Below are 23,647 nucleotides of genomic sequence, written 5' to 3' on the forward strand. Positions count from 1 at the left end.
TTTTCTGACAGGTTACTGTGGCAGAAAAATGGACACACCGAGGGCATGAGCAGACCTAATCCCGCAGTTTTCATTGCGTTTCTGGTGGCCGTGATCGTGGTCCTCGGCTCTGTCACGCTGGCCAAGGGCGGCTTCTATCTGGCCAAGCATGAAGGCGACACGCTGCACCTTCTGCAGATCCTGTTCCGCATGGCGAGCGGCGAGTGGCCGCATCTGGATTTCATGACGCCGATCGGCTTGCTGGCTTTCGCGCCGGTCGTCTTGTTTCTCAACCTCGGGCTTGGCGTCGGGATTTCGATCCTGCTGAGTCAGGTCCTGCTGGCCTTCATCCTGCTGCCAGCGGTGTTCTGGGCCGGGATGAGCCGGCTGCCGCGCCGCGCGGCCTACCTGTTTGGTCTGTCGGTTCTGGTGCTGGTGATGGCGCTGGTGCACGGCGAGACGGAACGGTCGGTGTCGATCTCGATGCACTACAATCGGTGGGCGTGGGCGGTCAGCTACGTCGTGATCGTGCTGGCGGTGCTGCCCCCGCGCGAGATCCGCAACGACGTGCTGGACGGGCTGATCATCGGCGTCGGTCTGGCGTTCCTTGCCTTGTGCAAGGTCACATACTTCGCCGCCTTCCTTGTGCCGGTGGTGGTCGGCCTTCTTGCCAACGGCAACACCAAGGCGCTGCGCGGCGCGCTGGCCAGCGGGCTGGCCGTGGCGCTGATCGTTTCGGTCTTCGCGACGCTCGACTTCTGGGTCGCCTACCTGAACGACCTGCGCGAGGTGTCGGCCTCGACCGTGCGTCCCGCACCGGGCTTCGGGCTGCGTACCATCGTGATGGCGCCCGCCTATCTCGGGGCGTCCGCTGTCGCGCTAGGCGCGATCATCCTGCTGCGGCAGGCCGGAGAGATGACGCTGGGCCTGGCACTGCTGCTGCTGGCGCCGGGGTTCATCTATGTCACCTGGCAGAACTTCGGCAACGATCCGCAATGGCTGATGCTTCTGGCGGTGCTTCTGCTGGTGCCCGAGGTGCGGCCCGAGTTGCGCAACAGCTTCGGCTGGCCACTTGCGCAGGCGCTGGGCGTGGCCGCCGCGATCGCCATCGCCTTTGCCGCGCCGTCCATGCTGAACCTTGCCTACAGCCCGTTTCGTCATCTCAGCCTCGATCCCGCAGATTACCAGCCGATCCTTGTCCGGAACCCGGAACATCACGACCTGCAGGTGCGCGAGATCCGGGCGAACCGGGTCGACGGTGTCGTTGCGCTGGACGTGCCGGGGTCAGGGCTGGAGGATCGCGTCGGCAAGGCAAAGCGGGACGAGGAGCGGGTCAGCTTTCAGGGCACGCCGCTGCCGTATTGCGAACTGCAGATGGGCATTGTCGCTTGGTTCGAGGCCATCGTGACGGATCTGGAACAGAACGGCTTCGCCGAGGGACGCCGGGTATTCGTGGCCGACCTGTTCATGGGGCACTGGATGTTCAGCAGCCTCGATCGTCTGGAGCACGGGGCGCCGTGGTACTATGGCGGGCTTCCGGGGATCGACAGCGCGGATTACCTGCTGGTGCCGCTGTGTCCCACGTCTTTGTCGGTGCGCAAGGACATCCTTGAGACCATCGAAGAGTCCGGCATCGCCGTGACCGAGGTGCGCAAGGCGCCGCTCTATTGGCTGTATTCCTTCGACCGCGACGGCTAAGCGCCGGTCTTGCGAAAGAAAAGCGGACCGGCTGGGCGCCGGCCCGTCGATGCAGGCGTGATGGCAGGGCGGTTAGCCGCCCTGCGCAAGGCTTTCGATCTGACCGCGCAGGCCCGAGATGTCATAGCCCGCGTCGGCAGCCGCCGACAGCAGCGCATCGGTGGGCTGTGCGCCCGCGTTGCTCAGCGCCCAGACGATGGTCGACCGCGTGCCGGACCGGCAATAGGCGAACACGGCGCCCGAGGCGTCCGTGATCGACTGGCCCTGCGTGGTCACCATGTCCATCGTCATCGCCCCGTTCACCACGGGGTTCTCGACATAGGTCAGCCCGGCGGCTTCCGCCGCCGCGCGCATGGCCTCTGACTGGTGCGTCGGGGGCACCTCGTCGTCGGGGCGGTTGTTGATGACCATCGTAAAGCCTTGCTCTGCCAGCAGGGCCATGTCGGTCGGTTCGATCTGCGGAGAGACCGCGTATTCGGGTGTGATGTACCGGATGTCCATGACGGAATCCTTACGACGACGCGGCGACCCCGTCTACCCAGCTGCGCACCGGCGGCGCGAACAGCATCCCGGCGATCATTGACACAACGAACAGCGGCCCCGACCAGCCCGCAAAGGTCAGCGAGGCCATCGCCGGTCCGGGGCACAGCCCGGCCAGTCCCCAGCCCGCGCCGAACAGCACCGATCCAAGCACAAGGTTGTGGCCGATCCGCGGTTCGGGCGGCGCCGGGAACGAACCGCCCAGCTTCGGCGCGCGGCCCATCGTGAACCGCCACGCGATGGTCATCGGGATGATCGCCCCGCCCAGCACGAAGGCTAGCGTCGGGTCCCAGTCGCCGAACACGTCCAGCCAGCCTTGGACCTTGGCGGTGTCGACCATGCCCGACACAAGCAGCCCGGCGCCGAACAGGCCGCCAGAGAAAAGGGCAAACAGCGCGCGCATCAGATGACTCCCAGGATGTGCTTGAACAGCAGGACGGATACACCGCCCGCGATCAGGTAGAAGACGGTCGCGACGATGCCCCGCAGCGAGAACCGCGAGATGCCGCAGACCCCGTGGCCCGAGGTGCAGCCGTTGGCCAGCCGCGTCCCGACGCCCACCAGCAAGCCCGCGCCGATCAGCACGGCCGGATTGGTCGAGATGTGGGTGTCGACCTCTGTGTAAAGCGGAAGCATCAGCAGCGGCACAATCACCAGTCCCGCGATAAAGGCGGCGCGTTCCGTCCAGTTCGACCGGCCCGAGCCGTCCACCAGTCCGCCAAGGATACCCGAGGCCCCCATGATGCGGCCGTTCACCAGTAGGAAAAGCGCCGCGGCGCTGCCGATCATCAGGCCGCCGACAAGGCCCCAGATCCAGTCCATTTCGATCATGTGTTTACTCCTTGCCGCATCGCGGAGTCGCGCCCGGGCGGGCGTCCCGGCGGCCGTTAGCGCACTCATATAACAATTACTGCATGTGTTTCAATGGGGCCTCTTTCGGCCTGTGTTTCAATGGGGCCTCTTTCGGCCTGTGCGGCCCGTCGGGATCTTGACGTGGATCAAGGCCGCAACGGGGCGTGCTGGGTAATTTCGGGCAAAGGGGAGAGAACCAGATGCCCATGACGACCACGGAAGACCGCCGCAAAGTGCTGGAAAAGCGCCTGGCAGAGCTTGAAGCCCGCTTGCAGGGAATCGAGACCGAAATCGATTCGCACCAGTCCAAGGATTGGGAGGATCTGGCGACCGAACGTGAAACCGACGAGGTACTGGAAACGCTTGGCACCAGCGGGCAGGTCGAAATCTCTATGATCCGCGCGGCCTTGGACCGGATCGACGCGGGCGAATACGGCTATTGCGCACGTTGCGGTGAAGTCATTCAACCTGAGCGGTTGGATGTGGTACCCTACACCCCGTTGTGCCGTACCTGCGCGGGGGCGACGGCCCGGTCCTGAGGGGAGCCGACCGGACGATCCGCCACGCGGTGGCAGCGTGCCAGACCGAGAAGGAGGACACGGAAATGGCATTGGAAAGGTTCAAGGCGACGGTCAGCGGCCTGCTGGACGAGATCCAGAGGCACCCCGAGAACAAGGCGATGCTGCAGGAACAACTGCGGCGCACACTTGCCGAGTACGAAGCTCTCGGGCTTCCGCTCCCGGAAAACTACGTCCGTCTCAGCCGAAGGCTGGAAGACGAGGACGCCGACGATTTCTTCGACAACGTACCGGTCTAAACGGATCCTGACTGTCAGGTGTCAGACTAAAGTGACCTACCTGTCAGGTCGCTGATCCAGATCGCCTTCGCCAAGGAGTACGTGCCGTTCGTGCGCCATGCAGCGAGGGTCGGCAGTGAGCGTAATTTGACGGGTGCAGCACAGCGCACGAATGCCCGGTTCTATAACGGGGCGTAGCCTAAGCTCTTAATTTGGCGACAGCTTCGAGCGTTCCAGTCGATTTTTTACCGAGTAATTAGAGTGACTGCCGCCCCCGGTACCGAAGGCCATCTTCCGCGATCCCACGGCCAAGTCTTATGTGCTGCGATAAGGACGGCAGGTGTACCGTTTCTCTGAACTCGCCATGCTTGAACAACATGGTCGGATAAGCCTTGTCCATTCTCTGCGTTTGTCGTGGCTCCAAATCTCTTAACCAAAGCCTGAGCGAGCAAGAAACTCTGCTGTGGTGTCATTCCGCGTAAGCCCACGTAGCAGTATCCAGCACCAGCTTGAACGATAACTTGCCCATCATCGTGTGACACCACAGGAACTACAATTCTGGTCTTCCCACTTGGTAGATTTGTTCTGGACGCTCTGTCCGGTGTTTCAGGAGAACGATATCCTATCGCCTCAAACCTATCGAACATTGCCTCTGCGTCTGGTAAGCCCGCGCATGCCCTCACGGCCTTGCTCGCCTCCGCAAATGCGTTTGCTCCAGCAGGAGAGTTGCTAATCGTATTGGTGTTAACCGGTGGGATGCCTGCACAGTTGGAGACTAGCATCAGTGCACCAATCGCCATGCTAAATAACCTTGCGTTCATGTTCTTACTTGCCGTCCTAAATTGTTCAGTCACCACGATTTTAGATTGAGATAGCTAACAGCACCACATGGGATGCATTTGTGCGAAAACTCGCACGCCTCTGCCGGTGGCGAAAAATCCGCGTTCCGGAAAGCGGTCGTTCAAGTGGTCGATGGCAACGGCAGCTTTGTCCCGCCAAGCCGCCTCCCGCTTGTTCCGCGTCCAAGGTCTGGTCTGGCCTCAGAAGGGCGGTGGCCAGTCCGAAGCGTCAGCCCGGGAAACGTCAGCCCAGAACGATCCCGAAGACCACGATGATCAGCCCGAATACGGACAGCAGCAGCGCGCCCATGTTCAGCGGGATGACCCGGCGGACCCGGTCGCGCAGTTCGTCGTCGCTTAGGTTCTGGCGCTTGGCCCGCACGACGATGACGATGCACCAGACAAGCCCTACAAGCCCCACCAGCGACACCGCCGCCCCAAGCCAGATCAGCCAATCCATCGCGCTCTCCCGTTCCTCTGCCGCGGGGCCGTCCCCGGCCGCTCTGCGGTGCGGGTACCCCGGAACCCGCGCACGGGCAAGTCTGCCCCTTGCGGGGATGGGGGGCGGGCGGTAATCCGGTTACCCAAGAGGCCGGACATCAATGGCCAGAGCAGGAGACCCGCCGAATGGACCAACCCGACAACACCCCGCCGGACAGCTACCGCGTCACCGCCGATGAACTGCGCCAGTTCATAGAGCGTTTCGAACGGCTGGAGGCCGAAAAGAAAGACATCGCCGACCAGCAGAAAGAGGTGATGGCCGAGGCCAAGGGGCGTGGCTATGACACCAAGGTCATGCGCAAGGTGATCGCGCTGCGTAAGCGCGAGCCCGACGACATCGCCGAAGAAGAAGCCGTTCTCGACATGTACAAGTCGGCGCTGGGCATGGGCTGACCCTTCGGGGCCACCCGCGTTCAGGCTCGGGTTCGGGTTCGGGTTCGGGGCCGCGTCGCGCTGGCCGTGTCCGCCGCCGCCAAACGGCAAGAGGGACGGTGGACAAGCGCCCGGGCGACGGGATAACTGCCCACCATGTCCGGAGAGATCCTTCAGCAAGGCCGCCCGCGTGCACGGTGGCGGGCAGACCGCTGGTCGGTCGGCGCCGCAGTTATCGCGGCGGCGGTCGTGCTGCCCATCCTGTCGGTGATCTGGATCGCCTTCCACCCGACCCAGAACATCTGGCCGCACCTCGTTTCCACCACCCTGCCGCGTTACCTTGGCAACACGCTTCTGCTGACCCTGTCGGTGGGCGCGCTGTGCGCCGCGACGGGGGCGGGGCTGGCGTGGCTTCTGGTGATGTACCGCTTTCCGGGCTCGAAGGTTCTGCAGTGGCTGAACCTGCTGCCGCTGGCGATCCCGGCCTATGTCGGCGCCTACGCGCTGGTGGATTTTCTTGAATACGCCGGGCCGTTCCAGACCGCCCTGCGCGAGACCTTCGGCTGGCAGACCTCGCGCGATTACTGGTTCCCCGAGATCCGGTCGCGCTGGGCCGCCATCATCGTGCTGTCGGGGGCGCTGTATCCTTACGTTTACCTGCTGGCCCGACAGGCGTTCCGCGACCAGTCCGGCAGCACGTTCGAGGTTGCGCAGGCGCTGGGTGCGGGGCCGTTCCGCCGGTTCTGGCGCGTCGGCCTGCCGCTGGCGCGCCCCGCCATCGCCGCCGGGACTGCGGTCGCGATGATGGAGGCGGTCAGCGATTTCGGCACCGTCGATTACTTCGCGGTGCAGACCCTGACCACCGGTATCTTCAGCGTCTGGCTACAATCCGGCAACGCGGGCGGCGCGGCGCAGATCGCCAGCGTCATCCTTGTGCTGATCCTGCTTCTGGTCGGGCTGGAGAAGCTTGGCCGCCGCCGCAGCCGGTTCTACCGCCTGTCCCGGTCGCAGCGCCCGGTCGAGCCGCAGCCGCTGAAAGGCGGCGCGGCGGCGCTGGCGCTGGCGTTCTGTACCTTCCCCTTCGCGCTGGGCTTCCTGCTGCCCGGCGGCGTGATCCTGAGCCACGCGCTGGACAATCCCGAACACTGGGTCGACCGAGGGCTGCTGCTGGCACTGTGGCATACGCTGACGGTCGGCGGCATCGCCTCGGTCCTGACCGTCGTGGCGGCGCTGTTCCTTGTCTACGGCGTCCGGCTGGCCCGCAGCGGCGTGCCGCGTGCGCTGCTGCCGATCACCACCATCGGCTATGCCGCGCCGGGGGCGGTGCTGGGCGTGGGCCTGCTGATCCCGATGGCCGCCGCCGACAACGCCGTCGCCGACGCGGTCGAGGCGGCGACGGGATGGGACATCGGCCTTGTCATGACCGGATCTGCCTTCGCGATCATCTACGCTTACGCCGTGCGCTTCTTCGCCATCGCCCAAGGCGCGGCGGATGCGGCGATGGGGCGGGTGTCGCCCAACCTGCCGATGGCCGCGCGGTCGCTGGGCCGCACCGCTGGCGGCGCCCTGCGCGAGGTCTACGTCCCGCTGATCCGGGGCTCGGTCGGAACCGCACTGCTTCTGGTCTTCGTTGACTGCGTGAAGGAGTTGCCCGCAACGCTTCTGCTGCGGCCCTTCAACTACAACACGCTGGCCACCCGCGTGCACGAGAAGGCGTCGCTGGAACAGATCGGCGAGGCGTCTCCGGCCGCGCTTTTGGTGGTGCTGGTCGGATTGCTGGCAGTACTGCTGTTGGCGCGGGCGAACCGTTGACGCCGCGTGGACCAATCCATGCTTTACTCGTTCGGCCTTTCCACTTATCTCTCGCGCTGCGCCCCTATAGCTCAGCTGGTAGAGCGCCTGATTTGTAATCAGGATGTCGGGAGTTCGAGTCTCTCTGGGGGCACCACCTTTCCTATCTGTCCGACCTGGGTCCATGACGGCCCGCCGCTGTGCGCCGCGTTGAAGCTGGCGGCGTGTCGGATATGGTGGGACGGCAGTGGCCATTGGTGAAAGCCACACAGGAAGAAGGCGTGTCCCCGATGGAAACTCAGCCGGTGAAGCGGCGCATCAGCGTGATCGGCATCGGAGCCGGAAACCCCGAATACATGACCGTTCAGGCGATCAACGCGCTGAACCGGGCACAGGTCGTGTTTCTGCCCAACAAGGGCGCAGACAAGGCGGGCTTGCTTCACTTGCGTCACGAGATCTGCGACCGCTACATGGACGGCGAGGCTTGCCGGTTCGTGGAATTCGACATCCCCGAGCGGTCGAAGGCCGGGGCCTACAAGACCGACGTGAAGGAATGGCGCGCCAAAGTCCGGCAGATCTATGAACGGCTTTTGAGGGACGAGCTGGCCGAGGACGATGTCGGCGCGTTCCTCGTTTGGGGCGATCCCTCGCTGTACGACGGCACGCTGGGCATCCTCGACAGGATCCATGCCACCGGTGCGTTCGACCTTAACGTCGACGTAATCCCTGGCATCAGCAGCGTCTCGGCGCTGGCGGCCCGGCACAAGGTCGCGTTGAACCGGATCGGAGAGTCGCTGACCATCATGACGGGCCGCCAGCTTGCCGCCGGTTTTCCCGACACGGGCGGAAACGTCGTGGTGATGCTGGATACCCAGAAAGGGCTGCAAGAGATCGACGGCGACATCCACATCCGCTGGGGCGCTTATGTCGGAAGCCCGGACGAGATCCTTGTCGAAGGCAAGCTGCGCGACGTCCGCGACGAGATCGAGCGCCTGCGCGAGGTGTCCCGAGAGACGCACGGCTGGGTGATGGATACCTACGTCCTGTCGCCGGACGGCGGAAGCACGGGCGACTAAGCGTCACCGCGCTGTTGCCGGGGCAGGGAACAGGGCGTATCGTGTCGGCATATTTCCACTGCACGACGATTTCTTATGATCGCCCCATTGCTTATTTTCTTCGTGTCCGTCGCCGGGATTGCCGTGGCGCTGTTGCGTCCCGAATATTCGGATTTCCTGCTTCTGGCGGGTCCCAGCGCCGCCGCCAGCTTGGTGCTGTGCCTCGCGGCGCTGTGGCGACGAAGGCCGGGCAGGTCGGGCAAATCGCGGCCCGTGATCGTGATCGACGGGTCGAACGTGATGCACTGGGACGACGGAACGCCGTCGCTGAAACCTGTAAAGGCGCTGCTCGACCACCTTGCACGGTCGGGCTATTCAGCCGGGATCGTTTTCGATGCGAACGCCGGGTACAAGCTGTTTGGACGGCACATGAACGATCAGGCGCTTGCGCGCATGTTGAGCCTGAAGACGGACCACGTACTGGTCGTTCCCAGAGGGACGCCCGCCGACCCGTTCATCCTTGATGCCGCGCGGAAAATGAACGCAAGGGTGGTCACCAACGACAGGTTCCGCGACTGGGCCGACGGCTATCCCGAGGTCCGAAGCCGTGACTACCTGATCCGGGGCAGCTTTCGATCCGGCCAATTGACGCTGGAGCTTACTCAGCCCGCGTGACGCCGCGCGCCGCCTGTGGCGTCAGCCGTTCTCTTGCCCCGGGACCGAAAGCCCGTCGACCAACACGTCAAGCAGTCGCGTCACCGTGTCCTGCCAGCCGTCGTCCTGCTGCATGTAGCAGATGGCGATGAAGGCGCGCATGACCTCTTCGGGCGTCACATCCGACCGAAGCCGTCCCGTTTCCGCGCCGCGCTGCATCAGGTCGGCCACGGCGCTGCGCAGCCGCGCCGACCGTTCGGCCAGAAACTCGGCCGAGCCGTCGGTGCTGGGCGACAGGGCCGTCAGCATCCCGCGCTTGGTGGCCACCGTCCGCACACAGGCGTGCATCCAGCGGCGCAGCGCGGCGACGGGGTCGTTGCTTTCGGCGCATAGGGTCTCGGCCAGTGTCACCAGCTCGTCGACCTCGCGGGCATAGACGGCCTGAAACAAAGACTCGCGGGTGGGGAAGTGCCGGTACAGCGTCCCGATCCCGACCCCGGCCTCTTTCGCGACCGCCTCTAGGCTGGCGCCCGGCCCGCCGGCGGAGAAGATCGACGAGGCGGCGGCCAGCAGTTTCTCGCGGTTGCGGATCGAATCCGCCCGCGGCTTTCTGCCTGTTTTCTTTGGTTCGCCGTCCATCTCGCACATCCGAAACCCCGTCGTGTCAGCGACAGGGTTGATAAACGGAGGGTGCCTCCGTATATTGAATTCAGCGGGCACACCGGCCCGCGTCAAGTCTGCACCGATAAAGACCGGGGCGAAAGGCCCCCAGCCGGGGCCACCGGCGGTCTGCCGCAACGACATCCAACATCCGGAGGGATCATGACCCTGTCCATCAGCCTTACCGTCAACGGCGAACGCCGTGACGTGCCATTGGAAGACCCCCGCGCCACGCTTCTGGACGTGCTGCGCGACAGGGTGGGTCTTACCGGAACCAAGAAGGGCTGCGACCGCGGCCAGTGCGGCGCCTGCACCGTTCTGGTGGACGGGCGGCGCATCAACGCGTGCCTTGCGTTGGCCGTCAGCCACGACGGCGCCGAGGTGACAACGATCGAAGGGCTGGCGCAGGGCGACGACCTGCACCCGGTTCAGGCCGCCTTCGTCGAATGCGACGGCTTCCAGTGTGGATACTGCACGCCGGGCCAGATCATGAGCGCGGTGGGCCTGATCGCCGAGGGCGGGGCGGACGACGCCGAACGCATCCGCGAGGGCATGAGCGGCAACATCTGCCGCTGCGCCGCCTATCCCGGCATCACCGCCGCCGTGCAGGACGCACAGCGCCGCATGGCCGACGAGAAAAGGAAATCGGCATGAACCTGTTCGACTATCTCCGGCCGGGATCGGTCGACGAGGCGGTGCAGGCGGGGCTTCAGCCCGGCGCCGCGTTCCTTGCGGGCGGCACGAACCTGCTGGACCTGATGAAGATCGGCGTCGCGCAACCGGGCACGGTGGTGGACATCACCCACCTGCCGGGACTTGACGGGATCGAGGCTTTGCCGGGCGGCGGCTGGAAGATCGGTGCGCTTGTGCGGAACGCCGACCTCGCCCGCGATCCCGCGTTTGCGGCAGCCTGTCCGGCGGTGGCCGAGGCGCTGTTGTCCGGTGCCTCGGCGCAGTTGCGCAACGCGGCGACGGTGGGCGGCAACCTGATGCAGCGGACCCGTTGCAGCTATTTCCAAGACCCGCTTAGCGCCTGCAACCGCCGTGCGCCCGGATCGGGCTGTGCCGCGCTGGGCGGCGTGACCGACAACCACGCGGTGCTTGGCTGGACCGAGCAGTGCATCGCCACCCACCCGTCGGACTTCTGCGTGCCGCTGGTCGCGCTGGGCGCAACGGTGGAAATCGCGGGCGCGGACGGGCGGCGCGAGGTCGCGCTGGAGGATTTCCTGACGCTGCCCGATGCCGACGGTCCCGGTGGCGCGCATCTGGCGGCGGGCGAACTGATCACCGCGCTGATCCTGCCCGCAGGCAGCACCTCGTTTGCGTGCAACGCCCGTTACGTGAAGCTTCGCGAAAGGACGTCCTACGCCTTTGCGCTGGTCTCTGCCGCGGCGATGCTGCGGATGGACGGCGACACCATCGCCGAGGCGCGTATCGCGCTGGGCGGCGTCGCGGCGCGGCCGTGGCGGTTGGCAGAGGCCGAGGCCGCGCTGGTCGGGCAGCACGCCGATGCGACGGCCTTCGCGAAGGCAGCAGACCTGCTGGTCGCGGGTGCGCGGGCCTCAGGCGACAACGCCCACAAGATCGAACTCGCGCGCCGGATCGCGGTGCGTGCGCTGACCAACGCGGCCACGGGAACGCCAGAGCGGATGCCCGCGCTGCCCGCATCCGTCTTCGAGAATGGAGCAGACGCCCATGCCTGACACGTTGAACCCGACCGCCGGCCACGTAAGACTTGGGTCGAACGCCGGCCAGCCGATGAGCCGCCGCGACGGTATCGCCAAGGTCACCGGCGCCGCGACCTATGCCGCCGACAACCGCCCCGACGGCCTGCTTTACGCGGTCTACGCCGGGGCTGGCATCGCGCGGGGGCGCGTGATCTCGCTGGATGTCGAGGCCGCCAAGGCCCATCCCGGCGTCTTCGAGGTGATGACTCCCGACAACCGACCGCCGCTGGCGCTGGACCCGGATGAAAAGCACCACTTTTTCGCATGGCGGACCGAGGCGTTGCAGAACGACTCGGTGCGCTATGCCGGCCAGCCGATCGCGCTGGTGATCGCCGAAACGCTGGAGGCGGCGACCGAGGGCGCGCGCCTTCTGGCGCCGACCTATGACGAACAGCCCGCGCGGATAGGCTTCGACGGTGGCGAGGCCTATGACCCGCCGGCTGTCGGGATCGGCGGAAATCCGACGTTCGAGAAGGGCGACGCCGAGGCCGCCGAAGCCGCGTCGGCGAAGGTGGTCGAGACGAAGATCGCCACGCCGATGCAGTACCACAATGCGATGGAGCCTCATGCCATCGTCGCACAGTGGGACGGCGACCGCCTGACGATCGACACCCCGAACCAAGCCATCGTCATGGCGCGCGGGGGCTTCGCGGCCTATTTCGGCATCCCGCCGGAAAACGTCACCCTGCGCAGCCCCTACCTTGGTGGCGGTTTCGGGTCGAAGGCGATCCTTGTGGGGCCGCAACTGCTGTGCATCCTCGCGGCGAAGCTGACCGGGCGCCCGGTGAAGCTGACCCTGCGCCGTGACCAGATGTACGGCCCGGTGCAGCACCGGGGCGCGACGCGCCAGACGGTCACGCTGGGCACCGATGGCGACAACCGGCTGACGATGATCAAGCATCACGCGGTCGCAACGACCAGCAGCTTCGACGACTTCATCGAGGGTGCGGCCAACGCCTCGCAGAACACCTACGCCGCGCCGGTGCTGCAAAGCTCGCACGGGGCTGTGCGGCAGGACACCGGCACGCCGGGACCGATGCGCGCCCCGGGCGAGGCGACGGGATCCGCCGCGCTGGAGGTCGCGATGGACCGGATGGCGGAAGAGGCGGGGATGGACCCGCTGGACTTCCGCCTGCTGAACTATGCCGAGACCGACCCGGCCTCGGGCAAGGAATACTCGTCCAAGAACCTGCGCGAGTGTTACGCCGAGGGCGCGAAGCGGTTCGGATGGGCCGGTCGCCCGCTGGCGCCGGGCATGATGAAGGACGAGTTCGGGCGGCTGAAGGGCTGGGGCATGGGCACCGCGATGTTCCCCGCGCCGATGTTTCATGCGCAGGCGCGCGCCGTACTGAAGGCCGACGGCACCGCTTTGGTCGAGACCGCAGGCGCCGACATGGGGCAGGGCGCGTGGACCGCGCTGGCCCAGATCGCGGCGGACGGTGTGGGGCTTCACGCCGACAAGGTCGAGTTCCGCTCGGGCACCTCGGATCAGCCGGACGGCGGTGTCGCGGGCGGATCGGGGCATACCGCGACGGCGGGCAGCGCGCTGTTCGCCGCCGGTTCGGATGCGGTGGCAAAACTGGCCGAGATCGCGATGAAGGACCCGGACTCGCCCCTGTTCGGCGCGGACAACGCGGGCGTCGAGGCGCGGGACGGGCGGCTGGTGCGGCTGGACGACGAAAGCCGGTCCGACAGCTATGCCGACATCCTTGCCCGCGCCGGTCTGTCCGAGGTCGAGGGCAGCGGCACCGGCGCCCGCAACCCGGCGGATGCCGAGGCGCGGGCGATGTTCTCGCACGGGGCGGTCTTCGCCGAGGTGCTGGTGGACCCGGACCTGTTCCAGATCCGCGTCACCCGCCTTGTCGGCGCATTTGCCGCCGGACGGATCATCAACCCCAAGCTGGCCGCCAGCCAGCTGAACGGCGGGATGATCTGGGGCGTCGGCTTTGCGCTGCACGAGGAAGGCATCCACGACCCGCGCACGGGACGGCCGGTGAACGGCGACCTTGCCGGGTACCACGTCCCGGTCAACGCCGACGTGCCTTCGGTCGAGACGCTGCTGATCGACGAAGAGGACCGCTTCGTCAACGCGCTGGGCGTGAAGGGCGTGGGCGAGATGGGCATCTCGGGCACGGTGGGCGCCATCGCGAACGCGGTGTGGCACGCGACGGGCACGCGAGTCACCTCGTTCCCGATCCACATCTCGGCGCTTCTCTAGCGGCCTTTGCTGCGCGGCCTAGCCAGTGGCGAGGTCGCGCAGGTCCGCCCGGTGCCGCTGCATCAACCGGAACGCGGCATGGTCGCGGTCGTATCGCCCAGCCGACTCGGGTTCGAACCGCGTCACGCCCCGCCGCATCGCCTGTGCGGCGGACGGCAGGTCGGGATACAGCCCGGACCCGGCCGCCGCCGCCATCGCGGTTCCCAGCATCACCGTGTCCGGCGCGTCCGGGCGCAACGCGGGCAGGTCGCAGCAATCCGCGAACAGTTGTGTCAGCAGGTCCGACCGGGTCAGCCCCCCGGCGATGGTCAGGGCGTTGACCGGCTGGCCCGCCGCCTCGAACTGATCGACGATCTGGCGCACACCGCAGGCCAGCGCCACCGCGGTGCGCCAGTACAACGCGCACAGGCCATCAAGACTGCGGTCCAGCGACAGGCCAGAGATCACCCCAAGCGCCAGCGGGTCCGCCAGCGGCGAGCGGTTCCCGTTGAAGTCCGGCAGCACGTCAATACCGCGCCCGAAGGCGGCGCCGTCGCGGGCGACCAACTGTTCCAGCCGCGTCAGCACCTGAGCATGGTCCGGCGGCGCAGTATCGTCTGGCCAAGGCCAGCTTGCCAGAACGTGGTCCAGCACGGCCCCGGCGGCCGACTGGCCGCCCTCGGTCACGAAGTGACCGGGCAGGATCGCGTTTTGCAAAGGGCCCCAAAGCCCCGGCGCGGCGCAGGGATCGGGCGTCATAGACATGACGCAGTTGGATGTGCCGGTGATCAACGCAAGTGTCGCCGCCGGATCCTGTGCCGAAGCCAGCCCGCCAAGCGTGCCCGCGAAGGCGTCGACCATCCCGGCGGCGACGGGGGTACCGGCGGCAAGGCCCAGCTCTGCCGCGCTGGTCTCGGACAGGCCTCCCGCGCGGCTTCCCGGCGGGACGATTGGGTCCGTCAGCCCCGCGCGGTCGGACAGGTCGGACAGGCCGACGGCGGCAAGAAAATCCTGCTGCCAGCCGCCCAGATCCGGCGCGAAAGCCCATTTCGCCGTCAGCGTACAGGCGGATCGGACCGGCGCACCTGTGGCGCGGGTTGCCAGGTGGTCGGTCAGGTCCTCGGCGCGGGTCAGCGCGTCCCACAAGTCGCGTCGGTTTCGCTTTAGCCACAACAGCTTGGGTGTCTGCATCTCGGGCGACATCGACCCGCCGTGGCGGTCGATCAGGGGATGTCCCGTCGCTGTGCAGTCGCGCGCCTCGGCCAGTGCGCGATGATCGAACCAAGCGATCGTGTCGCGCCCGTCAGGGCCAAGCGGCACGCCGCCGGTCAACACGAGCGAACAGGTCGCATCGAAGGCGATCCCCGAGATGTCCGACGGGGCAAGGCCCGACGCGTCAAGGGCCCGGCGGACGGCGGTACACACGGCCTGCCAGATCTGTTCGGAACTGTATTCGCCGTGGCTGGCGCGTGCGGAATGGACGGTGATGGCAACCACGTCGCGCGACAGCTGCCGGCCGTCTTCAGCGAAGACGCCCGCGCGTACGCTGCGCGTACCGACATCGACCGCACAGAAGTTGCGCGCCATCTCCTCCCGACCCCGTTAGGCGGTTCCCTGCACGATTGCGGGAAGCTCCGCCATGTCCGAGATGATGGCGTCCGGCGCGAGATTTGCAACCGCCTGACGCAAATCAGCGGGCTCGGCATGGGCCCCGCCCACGAACCCCACGACCCGCATTCCGGCAGACTGCGCCGCGCGGATGCCGGGCGGGCTGTCCTCGACCACCACGCAATCGGCGGGCGCCACTCCCATCCGCGATGCCGCCAGCAGGAATAGGTCGGGCGCGGGCTTGCCCCGGTCGACCATCGTCGCGCTGAAAATGTTCGGATCGAACAGGGGCAGAAGCTCGGTCAGGTCCAGCGACAGGCGGATGCGGTCCGGCTGGCTGGACGATGCGACACAGGCGGGGCAGGGCAGCGCGCGGACAGCCTCGGCGACCCCGGGGATCGGGCGCAGCTCGGCCTTGAACCGTTGGAACAGCCGCGCGCGCAGGCGGGCTTTCAGGGCGTCGTCCAGATCAACGCCATGCTCTTCGCGCAGCCACTGCGCGACACTGGCCAGCGACCGGCCAAGGAACCGGGCGTACCCGGTCGACAGATCCAGCGGGCAGCCTGCCTCGGCCAGCACTTCCAAAGTCACGGCAAGCGAGATCGGTTCCGAGTCGACCAGCACACCATCGCAATCGAAGATCACGAGGCCGGATGGCCGCGCCGCCCGCATCGCTTAGCCGTCACCGAGGTAGGTGCGCAGGGTGGCGGCAGTGCCTTTGTCCCAGAGCATCCCAAGCCAGCGCGCGAAGGGCTCTGCAAAACGGGCATCGTCCCCAAGGTCACCGTAGATCGCCTTTTGCTCCAGCCACGCCTGCGGCCGCTCCCGCGCCGCAAGGGCGACGGGCACCAGCGCGTCCCAGTTGGGGTCATTCGGCTCGATCACCGCGCCGCTGTCGGTGGTTCCGGCGCAGTACCGGCACCACAGCGCGCTTTCCAGCGCCAGCCCCTCGACCGGGCCGTCGCCTTTCAGCGCATCGCGCAGCGTCGGCACGATGAACTTCGGTTGCCGGTTGGACCCGTCAAGGCACAAGCGCCGCACCGTGTCGCCGATCTTGGGGTTCGAGAAGCGGCGTTCGATCAGGTCGAAATAGTCGTTCAGGTCGGTGTCGGGCACCGGCGGCACGTTCGGCATGATCTCTGTCTCTTCCAGCTTGCGCAGGAAGGCACGGACCAGATCGTTCTCCATCGCCTCGTGCACAAAATGGATGTCCATCAGGCCGGCGGGATAGGCGATGGTGGCATGGCCACCGTTAAGGATGCGCAGCTTCATCAGCTCGAACGGTGCCACGTCGGGCACGAACTGAACGCCCGCGTCCTCAAACGGGGGGCGGCCAAGGGGGAAGTCATCCTCCAGCACCCACTGGGTGAAGCCTTCGCAGAACACCGGCCAGCCGTCCTGTACCCCGAAATCGTCGGCTAGGATCTTGCGTTCGCGGTCGGTCGTCGCCGGGGTGATCCGGTCGACCATCGCGTTCGGGAAGGACACGTTGGCGACGATCCAGTCGGCGAAAGCCGGGTCGGACATGCGCGCAAGGCCGGTCAGCGTGTTGCGCGTGACCACTCCGTTGTGGGGGATGTTGTCGCAGCACATGACGGTGAAGGGCGGAAGACCCGCATCGCGGCGCGCGCGCAGGCCCTCAAGGATCATGCCGAACACCGTCACGGGGGTGCCGGGGTTCGCCGCGTCGGCCACCATCGCGGGGTGGGTCGGGTCGAACCGGTCCGAACTGTCGAGGAAATAGCCACCCTCGGTGATCGTCATCGACACGATGCGGATGTCGTCCTGCGCCATCCGGGCGATGATCGCGGGCGCATCGGCGGGTTTTATGAAGTCGATCATCGACCCCAGCACCCGGGCCTCGCTGCGGTCGGCCTCTTGTTCCACAAGGGTCGTCAGCCAGTCCTGCGCCTGCAGCACGGCACGGCCCTTCTTCTCGCCCTCGAACACGCCAGCGCCGACCAGCGCCCAGTCGCGAGCCTTGCCCGCCGACATCAGCGTGTCGAGATACATCGCCTGATGCGCGCGGTGGAAGTTGCCGACACCGAAGTGCAGGATGCCAGCGGACAGATCCGCGCGGGCATAGCCCGGGCGGCCCACATTCGCGGGCAGCGCATCGAGGTTCGCGAGGGAAAGTTTAACGGACATATCAGCCTCTCAGCTCATCCATTGGCCGCCGTCGACGTTGTAGGTCTGGGCGACGATGTAGTCGGCCTCGGGCGAGGCCAGGAAGATTGCCATGCCGGTCAGGTCGTTGGCCGTGCCCATGCGTCCGAAGGGAACGGCCTCGCCGACCTCTTTCTTCTTTTGGCCGGGGGCCTTGTTCTCGTACTTGGCGAAGAAGGCATCGACGCCGTCCCAATGCTCGCCGTCGACGACGCCGGGGGCGATGGCATTCACGTTGATGCCGTGTTCGATCAGGTTCAGACCCGCCGACTGGGTCAGCGAGATGACGGCGGCCTTGGTGGCGCAGTAAACCGCGACCAGCGGTTCGCCGCGCCGTCCGGCCTGACTGGCCATGTTGATGATCTTGCCGCCGCCGCCACGCTCGATCATGTGGCGCGCGACCGCCTGCATGGTGAACAGCACGCCACCCACGTTGATCGAGAACACGCGGTCGAAATCGGCCCGCTCGATGTCGACGATGGGCGAGGCGGTGAACAGCGCGGCGTTGTTGATCAGGATGTCGATCCGGCCCAGCATCGCAACCGTCTCGGCCACGGCCGCGTCTATGCTGGCCTGATCGGTCACGTCCATCTTCACCGCGATGGCGGCATCGCCCAGTTCCTCGGCGGCGGCGCGTGCCCGGTCGATGTCGATGTCCGCGATGGCCACCCGCGCGCCCTCGGCCACGTAGGCCTGCGCAAAGGCCAGCCCGATGCCACGCGCCGCGCCGGTGATCAGCGCGCATCTGCCGTCCAGTCGGTTCATGTCAGCCGCAGCCCCTGCGCGTCGAAGCGGTGGATCTTCGCGGGGTCGGGCGTGCAGTAGACGGTGTCGCCGTGGCGCACGTTGAACTCGCCCGTCGCGCGGACGGTCAGGGGGTCGGCGACGCCGGGGGCGTGGACGTGGAGGAACGTGTCCGAGCCCAGATGCTCGGCGACGCCGACCGTGCCCTTCCAGCGACCCTCGGTCGTGGAAAGCGCAATGTGTTCCGGACGCACGCCGATGGTGTGCGCGTCATGACCGGCGGCCTCGGCCCCCTCGACGAAGTTCATCTTGGGCGAGCCGATGAAACCCGCCACGAACTTGTTGCGCGGGTTGTTGTACAGCTCCAGCGGGCTGCCGACCTGCTCGATATGACCGGCGTGAAGCACGACGATCTTGTCGGCCATCGTCATCGCCTCGACCTGGTCGTGGGTGACGTAGATCATCGTGGTCTCAAGGGTGTTGTGCAGCTCGGAAATCTCCAGCCGCATGTTCACCCGCAGCGCCGCGTCGAGGTTGGACAGCGGTTCGTCGAACAGGAACGCCTCGGGCTCGCGGACAATGGCGCGGCCGATGGCGACACGCTGGCGCTGGCCGCCCGACAGCTGGCCGGGACGCCGGTCGAGGTAATCGGACAGGTTCAGAACCTTCGCCGCGTTGGCGATGCGCTTTTCCTGTTCGGCCTGCGGCACGCCCGCCATCTTCATCGGGAAGGCGATGTTCTTGCGCACCGACATGTGCGGGTACAGCGCGTAGGACTGGAACACCATCGCCAGACCGCGTTTCGCGGGTGGCACCATCGTGGCGTCGTTGCCGTCGATCTCGATATGGCCCGAGGTCACGTCCTCCAGCCCCGCGATCAGCCGCAGCAGGGTGGACTTGCCGCACCCCGAGGGGCCGACGAAGACCACGAACTCGCCGTCGTTGATTTCAAGGTCCAGCGGCGGGATGACGTTCACTTCGCCGAAGCTTTTCGTCACCTGTTTCAGCGTGATGCTGCCCATTGGTCAGTCCCCCCTTTTCTTATTTCACCGCGCCGAAGGTCAGGCCGCGGACAAGTTGTTTCTGGCTGAACCAGCCAAGGATCAGGATCGGCGCGATTGCCATTGTCGAGGCGGCCGAAAGTTTCGCGTAGAACAGCCCTTCGGGGCTGGAGTAGCTGGCGATGAACGCGGTCAGCGGCGCGGCCCGGACGGTGGTCAGGTTGAGCGTCCAGAACGCTTCGTTCCACGCGAGGATGATGTTCAGCAGGACGGTCGAGGCGATGCCGGGCACGGCCATCGGTGTCAGCACGTACAGGATTTCCTCGCGCAGGCTGGCGCCGTCCATCCGCGCGGCTTCCAGGATCTCGCCCGGGATTTCGCGGAAGTAGGTGTAAAGCATCCACACGATGATCGGCAGGTTGATCAGCGTCAGCACCACGATCAGCAGAATGTAGCTGTCGAAGATGTTCAGCGTCCGGGCGATCAGCACGATCGGGAACAGCACGCCCACGGCGGGAAGCATCTTGGTCGACAGCATCCACAGCAGCACGTCCTTGGTCCGACGGCCCGGCACGAAGGCCATCGACCATGCGGCGGGGACGGCGATGATGATGCCGAGGATCGTCGAGCCAACCGACAGCACCACCGAGTTCCACAGGAACCGCAGGTAGTTCGACCGTTCCTGCACGACGGTGTAGTTCTCGAGCGTCCAGTTGAAGAACAGGAAGCTGGGCGGATCGGCGATCGCCTCGGCCTCGGTCTTGAACGAGGTCAGAATGGTCCACAGGATCGGGAAGAAGATCAGCAGGCCGATGATCCATGCGGCGGCGGTGGTGATCGCCTTGCGGCGGGTGGTGACAGCGCGGGCCATGTCCGGTTCCTCCCCTTACTTGTCCAGGTTCTTGCCGACGATCCGCATCAGGAAGATCGCGATGATGTTGGCGAGGATGACGGCGATGATACCGCCCGCCGAGCCAAGGCCGATGTTCTGGCTTTCCAGCACCCGCTGGTAGACCAGGTACGTCAGGGTCCGGGTGCCGAAGCCGCCCGAGGTGGTCACGAAGATCTCGGCGAAGATCGACAGCAGGAAGATCGTCTGGATCAGGATCACCACGGTGATCGCGCGGGCGAGGTGCGGCAGGATGATGTAAAAGAACCGCGACAGAACCGGCGCGCCGTCCATCTCGGCGGCTTCAAGCTGCTCGCTGTCCAGCGACTGGATCGCCGTCAGCAGGATCAGCGTCGCGAAGGGCAGCCACTGCCACGACACGATCAGGATGATCGAGAACAGCGGCGCCGCCGTCAGAAAGTCGAATGGTTCCAGCCCTAGGAACTCGAACCCGTAGGCGAACAGACCGTTCACCGGGTTCATGAACATGTTCTTCCAGACCAGCGCCGATACCGTGGGCATCACGAAGAACGGCGCGATCACAAGGATCCGCACGACGCCCTGTCCCCAAATCGGCTGGTCCAGCAGAAGCGCCAGAAGGATGCCCCCGATCACGGTGATCAGCAGGATGCCCCCGACCATGACAAGGGTGGTGATGACGCTGTCCATGAAGGACGAGGACGTGACGAACCGTTCGTAGTTCTGGAACCCGACGCAGCAGTCGAAGATGCCCCGCAGGGGGCGGTAATCGGTGAACGAGAACCAAAGGGTCAGGACCAGCGGGACGAGCATCCACCCCAGAAGGACGATCACCGCCGGGGCCATCATCATCCGGGCCGCGGATTTGGAATGCTGGGTTGCCATCTGCAGGTCCTCCCCCCTTTGCTGGCGCCTTCGGCGTGCCTGTCTGTCCGAAGATCTTGTCGTTATGTCCGGCGATGGGTCCGAAAGCCGGGCCCGCGCTATGGGCCGAAGCCCGGTCCGGTCGGCGCTTGGCGGTCGCCCCGCGAAAGGTGCGCGGGCGGGGCGACGGCGAAACGTGGCCGGGGGGGGAGGGGGCGTCGATGCGCCCCCTCCGGTGGTTTCGAGGGTGTCAGCGGTAGCCGGCGGCTTCCATCTCGTCCGTGGCCAAGGCCTGAGCCGCTTCAAGCGCCTCTTCGGCGGACTGCTGGCCGGCGAGTGCTGCCGAGAATTCCTGACCGACGAGCGTGCCGAGACCGGCGAACTCGGGGATCGCGACGAACTGGACGCCGGTGTAGGGCACCGGGTCGACGGTCGGCGAGGTCGGATCGGCCGCATTGATCGACTGCAGCGTCATCTCGGCGAAGGGCGCCGCGTCAAGGTACTCGGGGTTCTCGTACAGCGAGGTCCGGGTGCCCGGCGGGACGTTGGCCCAGCCTTCGTTCTCGGCCACCAGTTCGGTGTAAGCCTTGGACGTGGCCCATGCGACGAACTCTTTCGCGGCTTCCGGCGCGTCGGTGCCCGCCGGGATCGCCAGCGACCAAGCCCACAGCCAGTTGCCCCGCTTGCCAAGGCCGTTGTCGGGCGCAAGGGCGAAGCCGACGCTGTCGGCGACGGTCGAGTCGTTGGGGTTGGTCACGAAGGACGCGGCGACGGTGGCGTCGATCCACATACCGCACTTGCCTTGCTGGAACAGCGCGAGGTTCTCGTTGAAGCCGTTGTTCGCGGCGCCCGGAGGACCGTAGTTGGTCAGCAGGTCAAGGTAGAAGTCGACGGTGTTGGCCCAGGCTTCGCTGTCGAATTGCGGTGCCCAGTCCTCGTCGAACCAGCGTGCGCCGAAGCTGTTGGACATGGCGGTCAGGAACGCCATGTTCTCGCCCCAGCCGGCCTTGCCGCGCAGGCAGATGCCGTAAACTTCGTTTTCTTCGTCGGTCATCGCCGCCGCGGCTTCTTTGATGAAGTCCCAAGTGGGGGCTTCGGGCATTTCCATACCCGCCGCTTCCATCAGGTCGGTGCGGTACATCACCATCGAGCTTTCGCCGTAGAACGGTGCGGCATACAGGGTGCCGTCGACGGTCAGGCCGCCGCGGATCGCGGGCAGTAGGTCGTCGGCGTCCCAGTCTTCCGGCAGGTCGTCAAGGCTGACCAGCCAGTCCTGCGCGCCCCAGATCGGAACCTCGTAGGTGCCGATGGTCATGACGTCGAACTGGCCACCGTTGGTCGAGATGTCGGTGGTCACGCGCTGGCGCAGCACGTTTTCTTCCAGCGTCACCCATTCCACGGTGATGCCGGGATGTTCGGCGGTGAATTCGTCGGTCAGGCCCTGCATGCGGATCATGTCGCCGTTGTTCACGGTGGCGATCGTGATCGTGGTGTCCTGCGCGGTGGCAGCGAAGCCGATGGCGGTCAGGGCAGTGGCGCCCATGAGGGCGCGAATGGTCTTGGTCATGGATGTCCTCCCAAACTGAGCAATTGCCAAGCTCACGGGCAAAAATTCAGTTAATGACGCGATCTGTCAACAGACATTCGTCGCTGCGCTGCGGCGGCGCTGCGGATGGTCCATCATAAGTCTTTGATTTTGGGTTGAATTGAGGGGTGGTCGCGCGCCTGGGTTCAGGCTGTTAGCGCAACCGCCGTTTCCTCGTCCGTGATCAGGCCGTTTACCAAACGCCCGTCCAACGCCGCTCGAATCGCGCCGACCTTCTCGGGCCCGTGGGCCGCCGCGATGGTGGGAAACCCGGGGTTCGGGCCAAGGTCGGCACTGCTGACCCGGTCGTTGATCTCGTCGTCCAGCAGCCGCCCGGCGGCATCGTAGACGTAGCCCACGATCTCGCCCGCGGCGCCTTTGCCAAGCAGCCGCTGCTGCTCGTCGCGGGTGATGAATCCATCCATGACAAGCGGCGCCGTCTCGGTGATCGACCCCACCCCGACGAAGCGCACGTCCGTCCGGGCCGACAGGTCGCGCGGCGCGCGGATCATCTTCTGGCTGAGAAGCGCGTCCCGTTCCTGCCGCGAGGCGGCGATCACCGGAAGCGGGATCGGAAAGGTCGGGGCGGACACCTTGTCGGCGATGGTGAACAGCACGTTGTAATAGGCGGTCGAGCCGTCCTGTGTCACGTTGCCGGTCAACGAGACGATGCGATGCTGCGGGCAATCGAGATGCGGCAGGTGTTCGACCGCCGCGCGCAGGGTCCGCCCTGTACCTAGCCCGATGATCGTCGGGTCCTCGCGCATCAGCCAGCGCTCAAGGTGGTCGCCGGTCGCATGGCTGACGGCCAGCCCGGAATCCTCGACCGAATGCAGCGAGGGCACGACCTCGCAGGTGTCCAGCCCGTAGGTGTCGCGCAGGGCGCGGGCAAGTTCGAGGCATCGCGCGATGGGATGGTCGATGCGGACCTTCACCAGTCCCGCCGACAGCGCCTGCGACACCAGCCGCTGCGCGGACTGGCGCGAGATTCCCATGATCTGCGCGATTTCATCCTGCTTCAGCCCGCCGACATAGGCCAGCCAAGCGGCGCGCGCCGCGTCGTCCAATCGTCGCTCGGTCGATGCCATCGGGCGGCCGCCCCTTTTCAGTGCCTTGGCGCATCGTGCGAAGGTGCGCGCGGTTTGGCAAG

The 23,647-nt window shown here is 66.1% G+C and carries 24 protein-coding genes and 1 tRNA gene; 11 read left to right on the forward strand and 14 right to left on the reverse strand.

Annotated features, from left to right (window positions below; all coding sequences use genetic code 11):
• Positions 1–45 precede the first annotated feature (45 nt).
• Positions 46–1,677: a hypothetical protein gene (locus P1K30_RS14815; RefSeq protein ID WP_275633531.1), complete on the forward strand. Its 1,632-nt coding sequence runs from the start codon at positions 46–48 to the stop codon at positions 1,675–1,677.
• 72 nt (positions 1,678–1,749) lie between these two features.
• Here P1K30_RS14815 and P1K30_RS14820 read toward each other — a convergent pair whose 3' ends face one another.
• Genes P1K30_RS14820 through P1K30_RS14830 form a run of 3 tightly spaced genes read right to left on the reverse strand, consistent with a single transcriptional unit; the run spans position 1,750 to position 3,045 of the window.
• A complete protein-coding gene (locus P1K30_RS14820; protein ID WP_275633532.1) occupies positions 1,750–2,178 on the reverse strand; it encodes a protein tyrosine phosphatase family protein in 429 nt (142 codons plus the stop codon).
• Between the two features lie 10 nt (positions 2,179–2,188).
• Positions 2,189–2,620 (reverse strand): DUF6691 family protein, encoded by a 432-nt coding sequence (locus P1K30_RS14825; RefSeq protein ID WP_275633533.1) that lies wholly within the window; start codon positions 2,618–2,620, stop codon positions 2,189–2,191.
• Entirely contained in the window at positions 2,620–3,045 is a 426-nt protein-coding gene (locus P1K30_RS14830; RefSeq protein ID WP_275633615.1) for a YeeE/YedE family protein, read from the reverse strand. Before P1K30_RS14830 ends, P1K30_RS14825 begins: the two co-directional genes overlap by 1 nt.
• Before the next feature lie 224 nt (positions 3,046–3,269).
• On the opposite strand from P1K30_RS14830, the gene P1K30_RS14835 reads away from it, so the two are divergent.
• Both P1K30_RS14835 and P1K30_RS14840 read left to right on the forward strand, forming a co-directional pair.
• Positions 3,270–3,608, forward strand: a complete 339-nt coding sequence (locus tag P1K30_RS14835; RefSeq protein WP_379560522.1) for a TraR/DksA family transcriptional regulator — start codon at positions 3,270–3,272, stop codon at positions 3,606–3,608.
• A 65-nt stretch (positions 3,609–3,673) separates the two neighbouring features.
• Positions 3,674–3,886: a hypothetical protein gene (locus P1K30_RS14840; RefSeq protein WP_275633534.1), complete on the forward strand. Its 213-nt coding sequence runs from the start codon at positions 3,674–3,676 to the stop codon at positions 3,884–3,886.
• Positions 3,887–4,948: 1,062 nt separating this feature from the next.
• Here P1K30_RS14840 and P1K30_RS14845 read toward each other — a convergent pair.
• Complete coding sequence (locus tag P1K30_RS14845; protein WP_275633535.1) at positions 4,949–5,164, reverse strand: hypothetical protein; 216 nt, start codon at positions 5,162–5,164, stop codon at positions 4,949–4,951.
• Between the two features lie 167 nt (positions 5,165–5,331).
• Between P1K30_RS14845 and P1K30_RS14850 the strand changes: the two genes are divergently transcribed.
• From P1K30_RS14850 to P1K30_RS14870, 5 genes are all read left to right on the forward strand, one after another.
• Positions 5,332–5,598, forward strand: a complete 267-nt coding sequence (locus P1K30_RS14850; RefSeq protein ID WP_275633536.1) for a DUF2312 domain-containing protein — start codon at positions 5,332–5,334, stop codon at positions 5,596–5,598.
• A 135-nt stretch (positions 5,599–5,733) separates the two neighbouring features.
• On the forward strand, positions 5,734–7,389 hold the full coding sequence (locus P1K30_RS14855; protein WP_275633537.1) for an ABC transporter permease: 1,656 nt from the start codon (positions 5,734–5,736) through the stop codon (positions 7,387–7,389).
• A gap of 60 nt (positions 7,390–7,449) precedes the next feature.
• Positions 7,450–7,525 (forward strand) — tRNA-Thr (locus P1K30_RS14860).
• A 133-nt stretch (positions 7,526–7,658) separates the two neighbouring features.
• The gene (gene cobF / locus P1K30_RS14865; protein WP_275633538.1) at positions 7,659–8,444 is read left to right on the forward strand and encodes a precorrin-6A synthase (deacetylating); all 786 of its coding nucleotides are present in this window, start codon (positions 7,659–7,661) and stop codon (positions 8,442–8,444) included.
• Between the two features lie 75 nt (positions 8,445–8,519).
• On the forward strand, positions 8,520–9,098 hold the full coding sequence (locus P1K30_RS14870; RefSeq protein ID WP_275633539.1) for an NYN domain-containing protein: 579 nt from the start codon (positions 8,520–8,522) through the stop codon (positions 9,096–9,098).
• A 21-nt stretch (positions 9,099–9,119) separates the two neighbouring features.
• Here the strand turns inward: P1K30_RS14870 and P1K30_RS14875 are convergent, their stop codons facing one another.
• Positions 9,120–9,716 carry a TetR/AcrR family transcriptional regulator gene (locus tag P1K30_RS14875; RefSeq protein WP_275633540.1) on the reverse strand — a complete coding sequence of 199 codons (597 nt, stop codon included), beginning with the start codon at positions 9,714–9,716 and terminating at the stop codon, positions 9,120–9,122.
• A 183-nt stretch (positions 9,717–9,899) separates the two neighbouring features.
• Between P1K30_RS14875 and P1K30_RS14880 the strand changes: the two genes are divergently transcribed.
• From P1K30_RS14880 to P1K30_RS14890, 3 genes are read left to right on the forward strand one after another with little or no spacing between them, the layout of a single operon-like run.
• A complete protein-coding gene (locus tag P1K30_RS14880; protein ID WP_275633541.1) occupies positions 9,900–10,391 on the forward strand; it encodes a (2Fe-2S)-binding protein in 492 nt (163 codons plus the stop codon).
• Positions 10,388–11,440, forward strand: coding sequence for an FAD binding domain-containing protein (locus P1K30_RS14885; RefSeq protein ID WP_275633542.1), 1,053 nt, complete (start codon positions 10,388–10,390; stop codon positions 11,438–11,440). Before P1K30_RS14880 ends, P1K30_RS14885 begins: the two co-directional genes overlap by 4 nt.
• A complete protein-coding gene (locus P1K30_RS14890) occupies positions 11,433–13,682 on the forward strand; it encodes a xanthine dehydrogenase family protein molybdopterin-binding subunit (protein ID WP_275633543.1) in 2,250 nt (749 codons plus the stop codon). The genes P1K30_RS14885 and P1K30_RS14890 overlap by 8 nt, the downstream gene beginning before the upstream one ends.
• A gap of 18 nt (positions 13,683–13,700) precedes the next feature.
• On the opposite strand, the gene P1K30_RS14895 is transcribed toward P1K30_RS14890, so the two are convergent.
• The 9 genes from P1K30_RS14895 to P1K30_RS14935 form a co-directional block, all read right to left on the reverse strand.
• Positions 13,701–15,248, reverse strand: coding sequence for an FGGY family pentulose kinase (locus P1K30_RS14895; protein ID WP_275633544.1), 1,548 nt, complete (start codon positions 15,246–15,248; stop codon positions 13,701–13,703).
• A gap of 15 nt (positions 15,249–15,263) precedes the next feature.
• Positions 15,264–15,914, reverse strand: a complete 651-nt coding sequence (locus P1K30_RS14900) for an HAD family hydrolase (protein ID WP_275633545.1) — start codon at positions 15,912–15,914, stop codon at positions 15,264–15,266.
• A gap of 30 nt (positions 15,915–15,944) precedes the next feature.
• Complete coding sequence (locus P1K30_RS14905) at positions 15,945–17,417, reverse strand: mannitol dehydrogenase family protein (protein ID WP_275633546.1); 1,473 nt, start codon at positions 17,415–17,417, stop codon at positions 15,945–15,947.
• Between the two features lie 9 nt (positions 17,418–17,426).
• Positions 17,427–18,200, reverse strand: a complete 774-nt coding sequence (locus P1K30_RS14910; protein ID WP_275633547.1) for an L-iditol 2-dehydrogenase — start codon at positions 18,198–18,200, stop codon at positions 17,427–17,429.
• Positions 18,197–19,201 (reverse strand): ABC transporter ATP-binding protein, encoded by a 1,005-nt coding sequence (locus tag P1K30_RS14915; protein WP_275633548.1) that lies wholly within the window; start codon positions 19,199–19,201, stop codon positions 18,197–18,199. Before P1K30_RS14915 ends, P1K30_RS14910 begins: the two co-directional genes overlap by 4 nt.
• Before the next feature lie 19 nt (positions 19,202–19,220).
• Entirely contained in the window at positions 19,221–20,051 is an 831-nt protein-coding gene (locus P1K30_RS14920) for a carbohydrate ABC transporter permease (RefSeq protein ID WP_275633549.1), read from the reverse strand.
• A gap of 15 nt (positions 20,052–20,066) precedes the next feature.
• Entirely contained in the window at positions 20,067–20,933 is an 867-nt protein-coding gene (locus P1K30_RS14925; RefSeq protein WP_275633550.1) for a carbohydrate ABC transporter permease, read from the reverse strand.
• Positions 20,934–21,162: 229 nt separating this feature from the next.
• Positions 21,163–22,479: an ABC transporter substrate-binding protein gene (locus tag P1K30_RS14930; RefSeq protein WP_275633551.1), complete on the reverse strand. Its 1,317-nt coding sequence runs from the start codon at positions 22,477–22,479 to the stop codon at positions 21,163–21,165.
• 164 nt (positions 22,480–22,643) lie between these two features.
• On the reverse strand, positions 22,644–23,585 hold the full coding sequence (locus P1K30_RS14935) for a sugar-binding transcriptional regulator (protein ID WP_275633552.1): 942 nt from the start codon (positions 23,583–23,585) through the stop codon (positions 22,644–22,646).
• Positions 23,586–23,647: the final 62 nt, after the last annotated feature.

The organism is Psychromarinibacter halotolerans (assembly GCF_029168315.1).
Lineage (GTDB): Bacteria > Pseudomonadota > Alphaproteobacteria > Rhodobacterales > Rhodobacteraceae > Psychromarinibacter > Psychromarinibacter halotolerans.

Excerpts from the sequence above, each read along its gene's own strand:
- P1K30_RS14885 (WP_275633542.1), top strand. The coding sequence starts at position 10,388 with ATGAACCTGTTCGACTATCTCCGGCCGGGATCGGTCGACGAGGCGGTG.
- P1K30_RS14905 (WP_275633546.1), bottom strand. The coding sequence starts at position 17,417 with ATGTCCGTTAAACTTTCCCTCGCGAACCTCGATGCGCTGCCCGCGAAT.
- P1K30_RS14920 (WP_275633549.1), bottom strand. The coding sequence starts at position 20,051 with ATGGCCCGCGCTGTCACCACCCGCCGCAAGGCGATCACCACCGCCGCC.
- P1K30_RS14925 (WP_275633550.1), bottom strand. The coding sequence starts at position 20,933 with ATGGCAACCCAGCATTCCAAATCCGCGGCCCGGATGATGATGGCCCCG.
- P1K30_RS14890 (WP_275633543.1), top strand. The coding sequence starts at position 11,433 with ATGCCTGACACGTTGAACCCGACCGCCGGCCACGTAAGACTTGGGTCG.
- P1K30_RS14935 (WP_275633552.1), bottom strand. The coding sequence starts at position 23,585 with ATGGCATCGACCGAGCGACGATTGGACGACGCGGCGCGCGCCGCTTGG.
- P1K30_RS14850 (WP_275633536.1), top strand. The coding sequence starts at position 5,332 with ATGGACCAACCCGACAACACCCCGCCGGACAGCTACCGCGTCACCGCC.
- P1K30_RS14875 (WP_275633540.1), bottom strand. The coding sequence starts at position 9,716 with ATGGACGGCGAACCAAAGAAAACAGGCAGAAAGCCGCGGGCGGATTCG.
- P1K30_RS14895 (WP_275633544.1), bottom strand. The coding sequence starts at position 15,248 with ATGGCGCGCAACTTCTGTGCGGTCGATGTCGGTACGCGCAGCGTACGC.
- P1K30_RS14845 (WP_275633535.1), bottom strand. The coding sequence starts at position 5,164 with ATGGATTGGCTGATCTGGCTTGGGGCGGCGGTGTCGCTGGTGGGGCTT.
- P1K30_RS14910 (WP_275633547.1), bottom strand. The coding sequence starts at position 18,200 with ATGAACCGACTGGACGGCAGATGCGCGCTGATCACCGGCGCGGCGCGT.
- P1K30_RS14855 (WP_275633537.1), top strand. The coding sequence starts at position 5,734 with ATGTCCGGAGAGATCCTTCAGCAAGGCCGCCCGCGTGCACGGTGGCGG.
- P1K30_RS14840 (WP_275633534.1), top strand. The coding sequence starts at position 3,674 with ATGGCATTGGAAAGGTTCAAGGCGACGGTCAGCGGCCTGCTGGACGAG.
- P1K30_RS14835 (WP_379560522.1), top strand. The coding sequence starts at position 3,270 with ATGCCCATGACGACCACGGAAGACCGCCGCAAAGTGCTGGAAAAGCGC.
- cobF (WP_275633538.1), top strand. The coding sequence starts at position 7,659 with ATGGAAACTCAGCCGGTGAAGCGGCGCATCAGCGTGATCGGCATCGGA.
- P1K30_RS14930 (WP_275633551.1), bottom strand. The coding sequence starts at position 22,479 with ATGACCAAGACCATTCGCGCCCTCATGGGCGCCACTGCCCTGACCGCC.
- P1K30_RS14815 (WP_275633531.1), top strand. The coding sequence starts at position 46 with ATGAGCAGACCTAATCCCGCAGTTTTCATTGCGTTTCTGGTGGCCGTG.
- P1K30_RS14825 (WP_275633533.1), bottom strand. The coding sequence starts at position 2,620 with ATGCGCGCGCTGTTTGCCCTTTTCTCTGGCGGCCTGTTCGGCGCCGGG.
- P1K30_RS14870 (WP_275633539.1), top strand. The coding sequence starts at position 8,520 with ATGATCGCCCCATTGCTTATTTTCTTCGTGTCCGTCGCCGGGATTGCC.
- P1K30_RS14820 (WP_275633532.1), bottom strand. The coding sequence starts at position 2,178 with ATGGACATCCGGTACATCACACCCGAATACGCGGTCTCTCCGCAGATC.
- P1K30_RS14880 (WP_275633541.1), top strand. The coding sequence starts at position 9,900 with ATGACCCTGTCCATCAGCCTTACCGTCAACGGCGAACGCCGTGACGTG.
- P1K30_RS14915 (WP_275633548.1), bottom strand. The coding sequence starts at position 19,201 with ATGGGCAGCATCACGCTGAAACAGGTGACGAAAAGCTTCGGCGAAGTG.